12 protein-coding genes are annotated in these 16,646 nt (G+C 74.4%); 3 read left to right on the top strand and 9 right to left on the bottom strand.

All coding sequences use genetic code 11. From position 1 onward, the window contains the following. Window positions 1–111: 111 nt before the first annotated feature. Window positions 112–666, bottom strand: coding sequence for a response regulator (locus AC1WTP_RS23040; RefSeq protein ID WP_481651349.1), 555 nt, complete (start codon window positions 664–666; stop codon window positions 112–114). Continuing rightward, on the bottom strand, window positions 663–4,202 hold the full coding sequence (locus AC1WTP_RS23035; protein WP_481651348.1) for a hybrid sensor histidine kinase/response regulator: 3,540 nt from the start codon (window positions 4,200–4,202) through the stop codon (window positions 663–665). Before AC1WTP_RS23035 ends, AC1WTP_RS23040 begins: the two co-directional genes overlap by 4 nt. A gap of 323 nt (window positions 4,203–4,525) precedes the next feature. On the opposite strand from AC1WTP_RS23035, the gene AC1WTP_RS23030 reads away from it, so the two are divergent. Beyond that, entirely contained in the window at window positions 4,526–6,616 is a 2,091-nt protein-coding gene (locus AC1WTP_RS23030) for a SpoIIE family protein phosphatase (protein WP_481651347.1), read from the top strand. Window positions 6,617–6,734: 118 nt separating this feature from the next. Here the strand turns inward: AC1WTP_RS23030 and AC1WTP_RS23025 are convergent, their stop codons facing one another. Then, window positions 6,735–8,084, bottom strand: a complete 1,350-nt coding sequence (locus AC1WTP_RS23025; protein ID WP_481651346.1) for an FAD-binding oxidoreductase — start codon at window positions 8,082–8,084, stop codon at window positions 6,735–6,737. Window positions 8,085–8,171: 87 nt separating this feature from the next. On the opposite strand from AC1WTP_RS23025, the gene AC1WTP_RS23020 reads away from it, so the two are divergent. Next, complete coding sequence (locus tag AC1WTP_RS23020; protein WP_481651345.1) at window positions 8,172–10,268, top strand: S9 family peptidase; 2,097 nt, start codon at window positions 8,172–8,174, stop codon at window positions 10,266–10,268. A gap of 10 nt (window positions 10,269–10,278) precedes the next feature. Beyond that, a complete protein-coding gene (locus tag AC1WTP_RS23015; protein WP_481651344.1) occupies window positions 10,279–10,476 on the top strand; it encodes a hypothetical protein in 198 nt (65 codons plus the stop codon). Window positions 10,477–10,481: 5 nt separating this feature from the next. On the opposite strand, the gene AC1WTP_RS23010 is transcribed toward AC1WTP_RS23015, so the two are convergent. The 6 genes from AC1WTP_RS23010 to AC1WTP_RS22985 all read right to left on the bottom strand — a co-directional run bounded on the left by AC1WTP_RS23010 (window position 10,482) and on the right by AC1WTP_RS22985 (window position 16,562). Beyond that, complete coding sequence (locus tag AC1WTP_RS23010; protein WP_481651343.1) at window positions 10,482–12,608, bottom strand: bifunctional polysaccharide deacetylase/glycosyltransferase family 2 protein; 2,127 nt, start codon at window positions 12,606–12,608, stop codon at window positions 10,482–10,484. Between the two features lie 2 nt (window positions 12,609–12,610). Next, on the bottom strand, window positions 12,611–13,030 hold the full coding sequence (locus tag AC1WTP_RS23005) for a hypothetical protein (RefSeq protein WP_481651342.1): 420 nt from the start codon (window positions 13,028–13,030) through the stop codon (window positions 12,611–12,613). Between the two features lie 109 nt (window positions 13,031–13,139). Next, window positions 13,140–14,666: an FtsX-like permease family protein gene (locus AC1WTP_RS23000; RefSeq protein WP_481651341.1), complete on the bottom strand. Its 1,527-nt coding sequence runs from the start codon at window positions 14,664–14,666 to the stop codon at window positions 13,140–13,142. Then, entirely contained in the window at window positions 14,663–15,361 is a 699-nt protein-coding gene (locus AC1WTP_RS22995; RefSeq protein WP_481651340.1) for an ABC transporter ATP-binding protein, read from the bottom strand. The genes AC1WTP_RS23000 and AC1WTP_RS22995 overlap by 4 nt, the downstream gene beginning before the upstream one ends. Then, window positions 15,358–15,894 (bottom strand): PadR family transcriptional regulator, encoded by a 537-nt coding sequence (locus tag AC1WTP_RS22990; protein ID WP_481651339.1) that lies wholly within the window; start codon window positions 15,892–15,894, stop codon window positions 15,358–15,360. Before AC1WTP_RS22990 ends, AC1WTP_RS22995 begins: the two co-directional genes overlap by 4 nt. Window positions 15,895–16,013: 119 nt before the next feature. After that, on the bottom strand, window positions 16,014–16,562 hold the full coding sequence (locus tag AC1WTP_RS22985) for a TIGR03086 family metal-binding protein (RefSeq protein WP_481651432.1): 549 nt from the start codon (window positions 16,560–16,562) through the stop codon (window positions 16,014–16,016). Window positions 16,563–16,646: the final 84 nt, after the last annotated feature.

Raw genomic sequence — 16,646 nt, 5'->3', positions numbered from 1 at the left:
CTCCCACCCCGCCCCGCCCCGCCCCGTTGATCATGAGGTTAGCGGGGCGTTTCGCACCTTTCGGCACCGCCAACCTCATGATCAACGGGGCGGGGCGGGAGGGTGGGTGGGTCAGGGGGTGTTGCCCCAGCGGGCCTGTTCGAGGATCTCGACGGCGCGGTCGCGGGCGTCCGGGTCGTCCGCGCGCAGCAGGGTGGTGGCCTCGTCGACGGCGTCGGTCAGCATCCGCCACTGCGCGTCCCGCTCGCGCACCAGGTCGGACTGGGCGGCCAGCTGCCGGGTCTTGACCCACAGCTCCACGAAGACCGACACCTTGGCCCGCAGCACCCACGGGTCGAACGGCTTGGTCAGGTAGTCGACCGCGCCGACCGCGTACCCGCGGAGCGCGAGCTGGGCGTCCCGGTCGGCCGCGGTCAGGAAGATGATCGGCACGTGCCGGGTACGCTCCCGGCGCTTGATGTGACTGGCCGTCTCGAAGCCGTCCATGTCCGGCATCTGCGCGTCCAGCAGGATCACCGCGAAGTCGTCGACCAGCAGCTGCTTCAGCGCCGCCTCGCCGCTCTCCACGGCGACCGACTGGACCGGCAGCCCCTGGAGGATCGCCTCCAGGGCCATCAGGTTCTCCCGCCGGTCATCGACCAGCAGCGCCTTCGCCATCTGGGTCACGAGCTCTCCTCGGTCCGGCCGCCGCTGATCCAGGACGCCATGAGCTCGATCAGCTCGTCCAGGTCGACGGGTTTGGTGATGTAGTCGCTGCCGCCGGCCTCCAGCGCCGACTCGCGGTCGCCGGGCATCGCCTTCGCGGTCAGGAAGACGATCGGCAGGTCGGCGAAGCGGTGGTTACGCCGGATCTGGCGGGTCGTCTCGTAGCCGTCCTGATCCGGCATCATGGCGTCCATCAGGACGATGTCCACCTCCGGATGCTCGGCCAGCAGGCGGACGCCGTCCGCCCCGTTGTCCGAGTACAACACGGTCATGCCGTGCAGTTCCAACGCGCTGGTGAGGGCGAAGACGTTGCGCACGTCGTCGTCGACGATCAGCACGGTGGCCCCCTCCAGCCGCCGGGTGGTCGGGCCGGCCGCCGGTTCGGTCAGCTCCACCGGCGGCATGAGCAGCGAGGACGGTAGCCCGGCGCGGGACGGCTGCGGCGGCAGCGGGGCGACCACCGCGTCCGGCGCCAGCACGTCCGGCACGAAGAGCGTGAACGTCGAGCCCTGCCCCGGCGCCGAGGACACGCTGATCGCGCCACCGAGCAGCCGGGCCAGGTCGCGGCTGATCGACAGCCCCAGGCCGGTGCCGCCGTAGCGGCGGCTGGTGGTGCCGTCGGCCTGCTGGAACGCCTCGAAGATCAGCGACAGCTTGTCGTCGGAGATGCCGATCCCGGTGTCGATCACGGTGAGCGCGATCACCTGGCGGGCGTTGACCAGGGCCGGCACGTCGAAGACCGCGTTCTCCGCCGCCGGGGCGATGCGCAGCGTCACGGCGCCGTTGTCGGTGAACTTGACCGCGTTGGAGAGCAGGTTGCGCAGGATCTGCTGCAACCGCTGGGCGTCGGTGACCAGCGCCGGCGGCAGGTCCTTGCTGATCCGCACCTGGAAGTCCAGGCCCTTCTCCTCCGCCTGCGGCCCGAAGGCCTGCTCCACGTAGCTGCGGATCTCGTCGAACCGGACCTCGGTCGGCTCGACGTCCATCCGGCCCGCCTCGATCTTGGACAGGTCCAGGATGTCGTCGATCAGCGAGAGCAGGTCGGAGCCGGCGCTGTGGATGGTGCGGGCGAACTCGACCTGCTTCGGGGTGAGGTTCTGCTCCGAGTTCTCGGCCAGCAGCCGGGCCAACAGCAGCAGCGAGTTCAACGGCGTACGCAGCTCGTGGCTCATGTTGGCCAGGAACTCCGACTTGTACGCCGACGCCCGGGTGAGCTGTTGCGCCTTCTCCTCCAGGCCCAGCCGGGCCAGCTCGATCTCCCGGTTCTTCGTCTCGATGTTGCCCTTCTGCTCCGAGAGCAGCTGCGCCTTGTCCTCCAGCTCGGCGTTGGTGCGCTGCAGCTCCGCCGACTGCTCCTGCAGCTCGTGGGCGAGCCGCTGGGACTGGGCCAGCAGCTCCTCGGTGCGCCGGTTCGCCTGGATGGTGTTCACCGCGATGCCGATGGTGGCGACCAGCCGCTCCAGGAACGACAGGTGCAGCTCGGAGAAGGTGGTCACGCTGGCGAACTCGATCACGCCGAGCAGTTCGCCCTCGAAGAGCACCGGCAGCACGACCAGGTCGGCCGGCGGGGTGTCGGCCAGCCCGGAGCGGAGCGTGAGCCGTCCGTCCGGCGAGCCGCCGACCCGAATCGTCCGGCGGGAGAGCGCGGTCTGGCCGACCAGCCCCTCGCCCGGCCCGAAGGTCACGTCGTGCCCGCGGGCCACGTACCCGTACGAGGCGGTCAGCCGCAGCCGCATCACGCCCTCGGAGGTGTCCGCCAGGAAGAACGCGCCGAGCTGCGCGTCGACCAGCGGGGTCACCTCCATCATGATCATGCGGCAGACCTCGCCGAGGTCGCGCTGGCCCTGGAGCAGGCCACCGATCCGGGCCAGGTTCGAGTCGAGCCAGCCCTGCTCGGCGTTCTTCTTGGTCGTCTCCCGGAGGGTGACGATCATCTGGTTGATGTTGTCCTTCAGCTCGGCGACCTCGCCCTGCGCCTTGACCGCGATCCGCTGGGTCAGGTCGCCCCGGGTCACCGAGGTGGAGACCTGGGCGATCGCCCGCAGCTGGGTGGTCAGGGTCGAGGCGAGCTGGTTGACGTTCTCGGTGAGGTCCCGCCAGGTGCCGGAGACCCCCTTGACCTGCGCCTGGCCGCCCAGCTTCCCCTCGGTGCCCACCTCGCGGGCCACCCGGGTCACCTCGTCGGCGAACGACGAGAGCTGGTCGACCATCGTGTTGACGGTGTTCTTCAGCTCCAGGATCTCGCCCTGCGCGTCCACGGTGATCTTCTGCGACAGGTCACCCTTGGCCACCGCGGTGGAGACCTGGGAGATGTTGCGCACCTGGCTGGTCAGGTTGCCGGCGAGCTGGTTGACGTTCTCGGTGAGGTCACGCCAGGTGCCGGAGACGCCGCGCACCTGCGCCTGGCCACCCAGCTTCCCCTCGATGCCCACCTCGCGGGCCACCCGGGTCACCTCGTCGGCGAACGACGAGAGCTGGTCCACCATCGTGTTGACGGTGTCCTTCAGCTCCAGGATCTCGCCCTGCGCGGCCACGGTGATCTTCTGCGACAGGTCACCCCGGGCGACCGCCGTGGAGACCTGCGCGATGTTGCGCACCTGGGCGGTCAGGTTCGACGCCATCGAGTTGACGCTGTCGGTGAGGTCCTTCCAGGTGCCGGCCACGTTCGGCACCTCGGCCTGGCCGCCCAGCTTGCCCTCGGTGCCCACCTCGCGGGCCACCCGGGTCACCTGCTCGGCGAAGAGCCGCAGCGTGTCGGTGAGGTAGTTCATCGTGTCGGCCAGCTCGGCGACCTCGCCGCGCGCCCCGACCGTGATCTTCTGCGACAGGTCACCCTTGGCCACCGCCGTCGCCACCTGGGAGATCGACCGCACCTGGCCGGTCAGGTTCGACGCCATGGTGTTCACCGAGTCGGTGAGGTCCTTCCAGGTGCCGGCGACGCCGCGCACGTCGGCCTGGCCGCCCAGCTTGCCCTCGGTGCCCACCTCCCGGGCCACCCGGGTCACCTCGTCGGCGAACGAGGAGAGCTGGTCGACCATGGTGTTCACGGTGCGCCCGATCCGCAGGTACTCACCGCGCAGCGGCCGGCCGTCGATCTCCAGCGCCATGTGCTGGGACAGGTCGCCGTCGGCGACCGCCACGATCACCCGGGCGATCTCGGTGGTCGGCCGGCCCAGGTCGTCGATCAGCGAGTTGACCGCCCGCTGGCCCTCCGCCCAGGAGCCGTCCAGCCCCTCGTCGTCGAGGCGCTCGGTGAGCCGGCCGTCCCGGCCGACGATCCGGCTGATCCGGCGCAGGTCCAGGTACTGCCGCTCCTGGAGGGAGACCACCTCGTTGAAGGCGTCCGCCACCTCACCCGCCCGGCCCGCCCGCCTGGGCAGCCGGACCTTGAGGTCGCCGCTGCGCACCCGCCGCAGCGCCTCGGTCAGCTCGACGAGGACCGCCTCGTGGTCGGGCGCGGACGGGTCCGCGGCTACCGACTGTTTCGCCGTGGTCATCATTCCTCGCTCACGTCGGGGGCCACCGGTGCGTGCCGGCACGTTGGCATCCCATCATTGTGCCCGCGACCGCGGCCAGCGCCACGTCGCGCGGCCGGTCGGGCGCCCAATCGTCGCCTCGCCGACCCGGCCGACCACGCGGCGCCCGGCCGGCGCGACCACGGACAGCGCGCTGGGCGGGTCTCCGGGGAGCCCGCTCGCGCAGGGATCAAGCCTGACCGCCCGGAGGGGTGGGCTGCCCGGACGCCCCAACGCCCCTCGGCAGGGCCGGCCGGGGGGGGGACCGGCTTGGCACCGGGCGGACGGCGGTGGAGGATACGAGGGTGTCAGCGGAGGCAGGGCCCACGGCGACCGGGGGCCCGGGCGAGCATGTCCGGCGGGTCCGGCTGCCCGCCGACCGGCGTACGCCCGCCGCCGCCCGGGCCGTCGTCCGCTCGGTGCTCGCCGAGGCGCACCTCGACCAGCTGCTCAACGAGGCGCTGCTGCTGACCACCGAACTCTCCACCAACGCGGTGGAGCACGCCGGCACGGATCTGGACATCGAGGTCGTCGCCGACCGAACCGGGCTGACCGTGATGGTGTCGGACTTCGCGTCCGGCCCGGTCGACGAGCTGACCGTCGGGGTCCGCAACGACGCCACCGAGATCGCCGAGGTCGCCGAGCGCGGCCGGGGTCTGCTGCTGGTCGACCACTTCGCCAGCCGGTGGGGCACCACCTACCTGCCCAGCGGGAAGGGCGTCTGGTTCCGGCTGGACCGGCCCGGCACGCCGGGCGCCGAGCGGGCGACGCCGGGAGCCGTGGTGGCGGTGCCGCCGGCCACCGGCCCCGGCGGGGGCGGGACCGCCGCCGGGGAGAGCTCCGCGCCGAGCGCCGGCGCGATGAGCGAGCTGATGCAGACCACCCCGGATCCGTACGCCGAGGACCCGCTGCCCGACTTCGCGACCAGCCTGCTCACCCGGGTGGCCGAGATGGTCGGCGCGGCCGGCGGCGTGGTCCGGCTGGACCGGGGCGACGGGCAGGGCGCCCAGGTGCTGGCCCGGTACGGCCGCCAGCCCCGGCCCGGCAACGAGCTGGTCCGGGTGCCGCTGACCGTGCACCGGCCGTACGCCGGTGAGCTGGAGCTGGACGCGGCGCCCTCGGCGTACGCCCGGCCGCTGGCGGCGCTGATGGCCGAGCGGCTCTCGCTGCACCTGGAGAACGACCGGCTGCGCCGGGCGGACGTCCGCCGGCAGGCCTGGCTGACCTTCCTCGCCGAGGCCAGCGAGCTGCTCGCCCAGTCCCTCGACGTCGAGCTGACCATGGCGCTCATCCCGCAGCTGGTGGTGCCCCGGCTCGGTCAGTGGTGCGCGGTGCACACCACCGACGAGTGGGGCCGGCTGCGGCTCGCCGCCGCCAGCCACGCCGACGAGTCGATGCTGCCCCAGCTGCACGCGGTGCTCCGGGAGACCGGCCCGGACTCGATCCAGGCGCGGCTGCGCGAGGCGTCCCGCAACGGCACCCAGACGCCGCTCGGCACCCCGATGGAGGGCTTCGCGGTCCCGCTGATCGCCCGGGGGCAGCGGCTCGGCACCCTGGCGGTGGGCCGGCACCAGCGGCACCGGCACGACCCGGACGAGGTCGCCGTGCTGGAGGATGTGGCCCGCCGAGCCGCCCTGGCCATCGAGAACGCCCGGATCCACGCCGAGCGCCGCCGGGTGGCACAGACCCTCCAGCAGTCACTGCTGCCGCCGGTGCTGCCGGTGGTCGAGGGCATCGGCTTCGCCGCCGAGTACGTGCCGACCGGCGACGACGCCGACGTCGGCGGCGACTTCTACGACGTGCTGCCGCTGCCGGACGGGCGCTGGCTGGTGGTGGTCGGCGACGTCTCCGGCAAGGGCGTGCAGGCGGCCGCCGTCACCGGCCTGGTCCGGGACGTGATCCGGGTGCTGATCGGGGACGGCAAGCCGCTGCCGGAGGTGCTGTCCCGGCTCAACGGGACGCTGGTCGAACGGGGCAGCGGGCGCTACTGCACGCTGGTCCTGGCGGCGGTCGGCCCCGGCGACGGCGACCAGCTCGACGTCTCGCTGCACCTCGCCGGCCACGACCGGCCGGTGCTGCTGCACGGCGGCGGTGGGGCGGCCTTCGTCGGCACCGGGGGCACCGCGCTCGGGCTGCTCGACTCGATCGCCTCGCCGACCGCGGAGCTCTCGCTCGACCCGGGCGACGCGCTGGTCTTCTACACCGACGGGGTCACCGAGCGCCGGCGCGGCCGGGAACTCTTCGGCACCGACCGGCTCCGCGACGCCGCCGCGCCGCTGGCCGGCTACTCGGCCGACGTGGTGGCGGCCCGGCTGCGTGCCACCGCGATCGGGTTCTCGACCGAGGCGCCCCGCGACGACATCGCGATCCTGGTCCTCCGCAACGACGCCGTCTGACCCCCTGCCGCCCACGCCGCGTCCCACGCCGGCATCCCGTTGCTCGGCCCGGTATGCGGCAGGTTGGCCCGTCCGGCCACCGCAACACCGCCGGATGCCGCATCGGAGCCGGCTTCGGTCAGAGGCCGCCGGGGAGGCGGCCGGGGGCCAGCCGGTGGTGCGGGTCGAGGTGTTCCTTGGCCTCGCGCAGCCGGGCCAGCCCGGCCTGGTCGCCCCACAGGTCGACGGTGCGCCGCACCGGCGCCGGCGCGGCGACCACCACGCAGCGGCCCTGCCGGGCCAGCAGCACTCCGCGTACCGCGGCGAGGATCGCGGCAACCCGGTCGGCGGGCAGCGCCCCGGGCAGCGCGGCGTGCACCACGCCCAGCCCGGCCGAGCCGCGGACCGGCACCGGGGCCCCGGCCGCGTCGCGCAGCGCGTAGACGGCGGCGTGCAGATCGGTGATCGGCACCTCGAGGCGCAGCGCGGTGTCGCCCGGGCCGAACGGGTAGCGTCGCCACCAGCCCGGGGCGGCGGGTTGGGCGGCCGAACTCTCGCCGAGCAGCGCCGCCAGGCGCTCGGCCCGCTCGGCGACGTCGGCCGGGCCGCCTTCGAGGAGCACCGCCAGGCTGCCGGCGGCGGCCGGGCCGGACGGCGTGCGCCCCGTCATGGACGGGTGGCGCGCCATCGCCGCGGCCCGGCCGCGCGGCACCGGCCGGGATCCCGCACCGGCCGGTAGATCCAGCTCGACCGCGGCCGGGTCGAGCCCGGCGGCGAGCACCGCACGCACCAGGTCGTGCACCTCCAGCGGGGTCCACACCGGACGGGTGACCCAGACCCGGCGCGCGGGCGCGGCCTGCACCCGCAGGGTCGCCGAGACCAGCACCCCGAGCGCCCCCTGCGAGCCGCAGAGCAGCCGGGCCAGCTCCAGCCCGGGCACACCGCCGCCGGCGTCGACCAGCTCGCCGTCGGCGTCGAGGTAGCGCAGGCCGACCAGTTGGTCGCACGGGGTGCCGTGGCGGTGCCGCAGTGGCCCGGCCTCACCGGCGGCGAGCACTCCGCCGAGGGTGGCCCCGGGCGAGGGCGCGTCCAGCGCCAGCCGCTGCCCGGTGCGCTCCAACGTGGCCTGTGCCGCCCGCAGCGGGGTGCCGGCGCCGATCTCGGCCGTCGGCGCGCCCACCGGCTGGTGACCGATCCCGGCGAGCCGCCCGGTGTCGAGCATGATGTCGACCCGGTCGGGCGCGGCGCCCCAGTCGATCTTGGTGCCGGCGCCCCGGGGCACCACGGTCAGGTCGTGCACGGCGGCGAGGCGCAGCACCTCGGCCGCCGCCGCGGGACCGCCGGGCACGGCGACCCAGCGCGCCGGGCGGCCGGCGACCTCGTCGGCCGGACCGGCGAAGCGGGCGAACGGCGGGCCGCAGATCTCCGTCAGTCGTCGGGTGATGTCGAGGGCTCCGGGTCGGTCGGTGGAACTCGCTGCAGCCGCCATGCCGGCCATCGTACATGTGTTCGAAAGCGGATGTGGGCACGTCGCCAGATCGGGCGACGGGCGGCGGCCGGCCGGTAACGTGACGCCGTGACCACCGAAACCCCCGTGCCCGTGGCCAAGCGGGTGCCCAGCGAGCGCACCCACCACGGCGACACCGTCGTCGACGAGTACGCCTGGCTGTCCGCCAAGGACAACCCGGAGACGATCGCCTACCTGACCGCGGAGAACGCGTACACCGAGGCGCGCACGGCACACCTGGCCGGGCTGCGCGCGGAGCTGTTCGAGGAGACCCGCCGGCGCACCCAGGAGACCGACCTGTCGGTGCCGACCCGCAAGGGCGGCTACTGGTACTACACCCGCACGGTCGAGGGCCAGCAGTACGGCGTGCACTGCCGGCGTGCGGTCCGCGACGGCGAGACCGAGCCCCCGGTCAGCGCCGACGGCGCCGCGCTGGACGGCGAGGAGGTGCTGCTCGACGGCAACCTGCTCGCCGAGGGGCACGACTTCTTCGCGCTCGGCGCGTTCGACGTCAGCCCGGACGGGCGCTGGCTGGCCTACTCGACGGACTTCTCCGGGGACGAACGGTTCACCCTGCGGGTGAAGGACCTCTCCACCGGCGAGCTGCTCCCGGACGAGATCCCCGGCACCTTCTACGGCACCGCGTGGTCCACCGACGCGTCGGTGCTGTTCTACGTGACGGTCGACGACGCCTGGCGGCCGCACCGGGTCTGGCGGCACGTGATCGGCTCGGCCGCGAGCGACGACGTGGTGGTGCACCAGGAGGACGACGAGCGGTTCTGGGTCGGTGTCGAGCTGACCCGCTCGGAGCGGTTCATCCTGATCGACATCGCCAGCAAGGTCACCAGCGAGGTGCGGGTCGTCCCGGCCGGCAACCCCACCGGCGCGCCGGCGGTCATCGCGCCGCGCCGGCAGGGCGTGGAGTACTCGGTCGAGCACCACGGCCACCGGTTCCTGATCCTGCACAACGACGGCGCGGAGGACTTCGCGCTGGCGTTCACCTCGGCCGACGCGCCCGGCGACTGGGTGCCGCTGATCGAACACAGCCCCGGCACCCGGCTGGAGTCGGTGGACGCGTTCGCCGACCACCTGGTCGTCTCGCTGCGCAGCAACGGGCTGACCGGGCTGCGGGTGCTGCCGGTCGGCGGCGGCGACCCGTACGACATCGACTTCCCCGAGCCGCTCTACAGCGTCGGCCTGGACGCCAACCCGGAGTACCGCACCACGCAGCTGCGGCTGCGCTACACCTCGCTGGTCACCCCCGACTCGATCTACGACTACGACCTGGTCACCCGGCAGATGGTGCTGCGCAAGCGGAAGCCGGTGCTGCCCGGGCCGGACGGGCGGCCGTACGACCCGGCCGAGTACGAGCAGCACCGGGACTGGGCGCTGGCCGACGACGGCACCCGGGTGCCGATCTCGCTGGTCTGCCGGGTGGGCACGCCCCGGGACGGCTCCGCCCCCTGCGAGTTGTACGGCTACGGCTCGTACGAGGCGAGCATGGACCCGTGGTTCTCCGTCGCCCGGCTCTCCCTGCTCGACCGCGGGGTGGTCTTCGCGGTGGCGCACACCCGGGGCGGCGGCGAACTGGGCCGCCGCTGGTACGACCAGGGCAAGCTGCTGGCCAAGAAGAACACCTTCACCGACTTCGTGGCCTGCGCCCGGCACCTGGTCAAGGCGGGCTGGACGGCGAGCGACCGGCTGGTCGCCCGGGGCGCCTCGGCCGGCGGGCTGCTGATGGGCGCGGTGGCCAACCTCGCCCCGGACGCGTTCGCCGGCATCGTCGCGCAGGTGCCGTTCGTGGACGCGCTCACCTCGATCCTCGACCCGTCGCTGCCGTTGACCGTCACCGAGTGGGAGGAGTGGGGCAACCCGCTCGACGACCCCGAGGTGTACGCGTACATGAAGTCCTACACGCCGTACGAGAACGTGGCGGCCCGGGACTACCCGGCCATCCTCGCGGTGACCAGCCTCAACGACACCCGGGTGCTCTACCACGAGCCGGCGAAGTGGATCGCCCGGCTGCGGGCCACCGCGCCACGCGGCGACTACCTGCTGAAGACCGAGATGGGCGCCGGCCACGGCGGGCCGAGCGGCCGATACGACGCCTGGAAGGAGGAGGCGTTCATCAACGCCTGGATCCTCGACCGGCTGGGCCGCGCCTGAGCCGCCCGCGATGACCACCGACGACGACCGGGCGGCCGGGCCGCCGCCCGGCCCGGACGTGCCGGCGGAGCAACCGGCGGCGGCCCGCCGCGGATCGGCCTGGCTGATCCTCGGCGTGGTCGCCGTCGCCCTGCTGGTCTGCTGCTGCTCGGCCGCCGTCGGCCTGGGCCTCTCCTGGTCCGCCGGCCTCTTCGACGGCCCGGCCTGACCGGCTCAGGTCGGCCGGCCGGCGCCGACCAGGGCGGCCGCCTCGCCGGTACGCACCATGCGCTGCCAGCGCAGCCGGTTGCCGATCAGGGCGGTGACCACCGACTGCACCACCACCAGGTACATCACCTGGCGGTAGACCAGTTGCTGGAACGGCAGGCTCCAGAGCGGCCCGAGCCGCTCCCGGTCCAGCCGCAGCGCGTAGCCGGCGGTGACCGCCTGGAGCAGCAGCAGCCCGGCCCAGGCCAGCACCAGCGTCGACCAGGGCAGGAAGAGCAGGCCGTAGACGGCGTAGACGTCCACCGCCGGGGCGGTCAGCGGCAGCACGATCTGGAACACGGTCAGGTACGGCAGGCCGCGCCGGCCGAGCTTGCCACCGGCGCCCGCCTCGCGCAGCGCGTGCCGGTGCTTCCACATCGCCTGCATCGTGCCGTAGCACCAGCGGTAGCGCTGCCGCCAGAGCTGCCGCAGCGACGACGGCGCCTCGGTCCAGGCGATCGCCGCCTCCTCGTAGACCACCCGCCAGCCGGCCCGCAGCACCCGCATGGTGAGGTCGGTGTCCTCGGCCAGGGTGTCCGCGGGCACGCCGCCGACGGCGAGCAGCACGTGCCGGCGGAACGCGCCGATCGCGCCGGGGATGGTCGGCATGCACTCCAGCACGTCGTACATCCGGCGGTCGAGGTTGAAGCCGATCACGTACTCCAGGTGCTGCCACCGGCCGAGCAGCCGGCGCCGGTTGGCGACCTTGGTGTTGCCGGAGATCGCGCCCACCGTCGGGTCGGCGAAGCCCTGCACCAGCCGGTACACGGTGTCCGGCTGGAAGACGGTGTCGCCGTCCACCAGCACCAGCAGGTCGGCCCGGGCGGCCCGGATGCCGGTGTTCAGCGCCGCCGGCTTGCCGGCGTTGGCCTGCCGGACGACCCGTACGCCGCGCAGCCGCATCCGTTCCACGATGTCGGCGGTCCCGTCGGTGGAGCCGTCGTCCACCACGATCACCTCCAGCGTCGGATAGGCGCTGGCCACCAGCGACCGGACCGTCGCGGCGATGTTCGCCGCCTCGTTGTACGCCGGCACGATCACCGAGACCGGCACGGTGACCGCCGGGGGCCGGTGCCGTGGCCGGCGGACCCGCCGCACGTGCAGCTGGGCGCAGACCACCTGCACCAGCAGCCGGGCCACGCCGAGCACCAGCGCGATCCCGAGGAGCAGGTCCATCGTCGTGGCCAGCCCGGCGGCGGCGTTCTGCGTCCAGCGCAGCGCGGTGCCGCTCCACCGGCTGCCGGCACCGGCCGGCAGCATCGACGCGGGCGCGTCGACGGCCGTCGAGACGGTGGTGAACCGGTAGCCCTGCCCGGTCAGCTCGGGTAGCAGCCGGTCCAACGCGGCGACCGTCTGGGCCCGGTCACCGCCGCCGTCGTGCATCAGCACCACCGCGCCCCGCCCCTTCGCCGGGGTGGCCGCCGTGACGATGGCCGGCACGCCGGGGCGCTGCCAGTCCTTCGTGTCCAGGTCGGCGAGGACCGCGACGTGCCCGCTGCCGGCGGCGGCGCGCAGCGCGGCGTACTCCGCGCCGGTCAGCGCCTGAGGGCTGGACGAGAACGGCGGCCGGAGCAGGGTCACCTCCCGGCCGGTGGCCGCGGCGATCGCCTTGCGGGTCAGCGACAGCTCCAGGTCGCGCCGCCACTGGGCGGCGGTGCCCAGGTCGGTGTGGGTGAAGGTGTGCGAGCCGAGCTCGTGCCCCTCGGCGAGGATCCGCCGGACCAGGTCCGGGTGCTCGTTGACCCGGGCGCCGACCACGAAGAAGGTGGCGTGGGCCCGGTGCCGGCGCAGCACGTCGAGCACCTGCGGCGTCCAGTCCGGGTCCGGCCCGTCGTCGAAGGTCAGCGCGATCGTCCGGTCCGGCAGCGCGCGGGTGACCGGCTCGGGCTGGTCCAGCCGCAGCACCGGACCGCCGGAGGTGACCTGCTTCGGTACCGCCGTCGCACCGGCGGGCGCGGGCACCCCCGCGCCGGAGCCACCGGCGAGCCCGGTCACCAGGCCGTTGAGGGTGAGCGCGGCGAGCAGCAGCACCAGGCCGAGCAGGAGCAGGATCCAGTGCGCCCGGGGGTCCCGGCGGGCGACATGTCGGGCCACCGTTACCTCGGCTTGCCCGGGGACTTGCTCGGCTTCCCGGTGCTGTCGCGTCGCTCGTCACCCTGCCCGGGGTTGTCCGAGGCGGTGGGGGCGGACGGGGCCGTGGTGGGCCGGTTGCCGGGCGTCCGCGAAGGGGTCGGCACCGCGGAGGTGCTGGTCACCGAGGAGGGGGCCGGTGCGGGCGGGGCCTCGCCCCCGAGCCCGTCGCGGCCGTCCACCCCGGCCTCCAACGGCGCCGGCGTGCGGTTGTCGGACCAGCCGGGCAGGGACACCGAGGTGTCCAGGAAGAGGCCGGCGACGATCAGTCCCAGGCTGGCGAGCAGGCCGACGCCCATGGCGCTGCCGGCGATGACGGTGATCCGGCGTCGCCGGCCGGTGCCGTCGACGAACACCGGTGGCGGTCCGCCCGGCTGGTTCTGCATCTGGTGCTCTCTCCCGCTGCCACGCGCGCCCGGTCCGGTCCGGGCACCGGCCCGGTGACCGGGCCTCCGGTGCAGAGAGCGCCGCGACCGCCCCGGGCGTTACACCGCGTCAGGTGGCCCGGAGTTCCTCCACCGCGGTGCTGGCACGCAGGAAGAGCAGGCCGGCACCGACGGTGACCAGCACCGCCGCGAGCGCCGCCGCGCCGAGCGCCGCGAGCTGCGCCAGCGGTACGTCGGGCACCCGCGCCTCGACGCCGACCCGGACGATCTCGGTGTACCGCGCCCGGGTCGCCGGGTCGGCGCAGAGCTCGGCACTCGCCTCGCAGACCTCCCGGTACGTCCCGCCGGTCGACACGTCGCCGGCGAAGCCCCGGCCGAGCAGCAGCCCCACGGTCAGCGCCACCAGGATCGCCGGGACGGCGGGCGCCAGCGCCTGCCAGGCGATCGACGCGCCGACGGTGGCCCGTGGCACGCCGGTGGCCACCAGCGCCGCGTACGCCCGCCGCCGGGCGACGATGCCCTCGACCAGCGCGACGAGCAGCCCTCCGGCGGCGATCGCCAGGGCGACCGCCACGGCCAGGTCGACCAGGTCCATGGTGCGCAGGTAGAACGGGTTCGCCCCGCCGTCGTGACCGGCGAGCCGGTTCGCCTCTCGCTGCATCTGGTCGCTGAGCACGAACCAGGCGCGCTGCGCCGCCGCGCCGGCGCCCAGGAGCACCGCCGCCAGCAGGGCGGCGAACGTGCGGCTGCCGGCCCACGGGTCGGCCATCAGCCGACGGGCGGCGAGCAGCGCGGCCGGCCGGCGGGCGACCCGGTGCAGCAGCCGGCCGGTGCTGTGGGAGATCCACCCGGAGCCGAGCACCACGCCGAGCATGGCGGTGAACGCGCCGCCGACCACGAGCAGGAGCAGCAGCCCGGGCGGCACCGGGTCGCCCGGCCCGTCGGATGCCCGGAAGATCGGGGTGACGAGCAGCGCCGCCGCCAGCCCGACCCCGATCAGCAGGCCCGGCCAGGGGCGGGGCGCCCGTTCCCGGGTGACGCGGCGGACCACGCCGAACGGGGTGGTGGTGCTCCTGCGTAGCAGCAGCGCGGTGGCCGCCGCCGCGACCAGCGGCAGCCCGAGCACCACGGCGACCAGCGCGCCGACCGGCGGCAGCACGTCGGTGGGGAGCGCGAGCAGGCCCCGCTCGTCCGGGCGGTGCAGCAGCTCCCGACCCCCGAGGTGGATGGCGAGCCCGGCGAGCGTGCCGAGCAGGGCGGCCAGGCCGGTCTCGGACACGGCCAGCCGGGTCACCTGCCCGGGAGTGGCGCCGGCCAGCCGGAGCGCGGCCAGCCGGCGGTCCCGGGCCGGCGCGCCGAGCCGGGCGCACTGGCCGGCCAGCGCCAGCACCGGTACGGCGAGCAGCAGCAGCGCGAACGCGGTGCCGCCACGCAGCCCGGGCTCGCGCAGCAGGCTGTTGCGGTACTGCTCGGCCTCCGCCCCGCCGTCGACGAGCGGGCCGGGGATGGCCAGCACGGTCAGCGCGGCCAGCCCGGCGAGGGTCGCCAGGGCCGCGCTGAGCGCGGTGAGCAGCACCCGGGCCGTGTCGGTGCGGGTGCCGGCCAGCGCCAGCCGGACCAGCGTCGCCGGCCTCACCGGTGACCGCCGGCCAGCGGCGCGTCGAGCCCCAGCCCGGTGTGGTCCACCATGCCGTCGCGCAGGACCACCTCCCGGTCGGCGTACCCGGCGATCCGCGGCTCGTGGGTGACCAGCACGACCGCGGTGCCCTGCTCGCGGGTCAACCGGACGAGCTGGGTGAGCACCTGCTCGCCGGTGAGCGTGTCCAGCGCGCCGGTCGGCTCGTCGGCGAAGAGCACCCGGGGCTCGGTGACCAGCGCCCGGGAGGTGGCGCAGCGCTGCTGCTGGCCGCCGGACATCTCACCCGGCCGGACGTCGGCCACGTCGGCCACCCCGAACCGGTCCAGCCAGGTGAGCGCCGCGGTCCGCGCCTCTCGCCGCCCCGTGCCGGCGAGAAGCAGCGGAAGCGCGACGTTCTCCGCCGCGGTCAGCTCGGCGACGAGCTGGCCGAACTGGAACAGCACCCCGAACTCGGTGCGGCGCAGCCGGGACCGGGCCGCCTCGGACCAGGTGTCGATCCGTTCGCCACGCCAGCTCACCTCGCCCGCGTCGGGGCGCAGGATCCCGGCGAGGCAGTGCAGCAGGGTGGACTTGCCGCAGCCGCTGGGGCCGGTGACGGCGACGATCTCGCCCTCGGCGACGTCGAGCGTCACGCCGCGCAGGGCGGGTGTCGGCCCGTAGGACCTGACCACTCCGCGAGCCTGAAGTGTCACGAGTGCACCTCCCGGTGCCAGTCGGCGACCCGGTCCAGGGTGGTCCGCAACCACCGCAGGTCGGCATCGAGATGGGCGATGGCGAAGTCGGCCGCGACGACGTCGTCGAGGCTGACCGAGGGTGCCGTCTTCACCGCGGTCAGTTCCCGCAGCCGCTCGGTGTGGGCCCGGCGCTGGTCGACCAGGTAGGTCCGGGCGCGGTCGACGTCCGCCACCAGCAACGCCACCACCACCTTGGCGAAGAGCGTGCTGGCGACGTACGGCATCGGCGGCTCTACCGTGCCGAGCCACCGGTCGAGCGCGGCGCGCCCCGCCCCGGTCAGCGCGTACGCCGTGCGGTCCGGGCCGCCCTGGCGCTCCTGCCCGGTCGCCGCCACCAGCCCGTCCCGCTCCAACCGACCGAGGGTGGCGTAGACCTGGCCGAAGGCCAGTGGACGGGCCCGGGGCAGCCGCTCGTCGTGCGCGCGCTTGAGCTCGTAGCCGTGCCTGGTGCCGGCGGCGAGCAACCCGAGCAGCACGTGCGGAGTGGACACGCCGGCCACTATTCACTGGGTGAATAGCGCTTGTCAACGAAGCCCGCGCGGCGGACGCCACGCGGGCTTCGTCGGAGCGGCGGGTTGGCGGGCTCGGCCGGCGGGGGCTTCGGCGCCGGTCAGGCCGACCCGGTCCAGGCGGGGTCCCGGCCGGTCAGGCCGAGCAGCCGGTCGAGGTCGGGCAGGCCGGCGGCGGTCGGCACCGGGTCGGCGAAGACGCCCATCTTCCGGGCCTGCGGTCCCAACTGCTCGACCAGGTCGTGCAGCGCCGCCGTCACCTCCGGCGCCGGCCGGTACGGCTGGCCGGTGGCGACCGCGAGGTCCCAGCCGTGCACGGTGAGGTCCAGCAGCACCATGCCGCCGACCACGGCCTGCGGCATGCCCATCCCCGGCGAGACACCCGCCAGGCTGGCCGGATCGGACCAGGCGTCGATCAGCCGCCGCGTCTCCACCTCGAACCGGCCCCGCCAGTCGTCGGTGAGGTGGTCGGGCTTCTCCGCCCACCGCACGCTGCGCTTCGCGGCGAGCTCCTGGAAGTTCACCACCACCTGGTAGAGATGGTTGAGCAGGTCGCGCACGGTGTAGTCGCGGCAGGGCGTCGGCAGGTGCAGTTGGTCGTCGGCGATCGTACGGACCACCGCGACGGTGCGCGGCGCGGCCGCCGCCAGCAGATCACTAGACGAGTAGTTCCGATGTCAGGGGTCGATGTCTGGGTATGAAGAGAGGGCATCCAGGATCATGTTGTGACGCAA

The sequence above is a fragment of the Micromonospora sp. R311 genome (assembly GCF_056780015.1).
Note: the sequence above shows the minus strand (reverse complement) of the source record. Positions and strands in the feature narration are given on the sequence as shown.

Excerpts from the sequence above, each read along its gene's own strand:
- AC1WTP_RS23035 (WP_481651348.1), bottom strand. The coding sequence starts at position 4,202 with ATGACCACGGCGAAACAGTCGGTAGCCGCGGACCCGTCCGCGCCCGAC.
- AC1WTP_RS23025 (WP_481651346.1), bottom strand. The coding sequence starts at position 8,084 with ATGGCGGCTGCAGCGAGTTCCACCGACCGACCCGGAGCCCTCGACATC.
- AC1WTP_RS23015 (WP_481651344.1), top strand. The coding sequence starts at position 10,279 with ATGACCACCGACGACGACCGGGCGGCCGGGCCGCCGCCCGGCCCGGAC.
- AC1WTP_RS23005 (WP_481651342.1), bottom strand. The coding sequence starts at position 13,030 with ATGCAGAACCAGCCGGGCGGACCGCCACCGGTGTTCGTCGACGGCACC.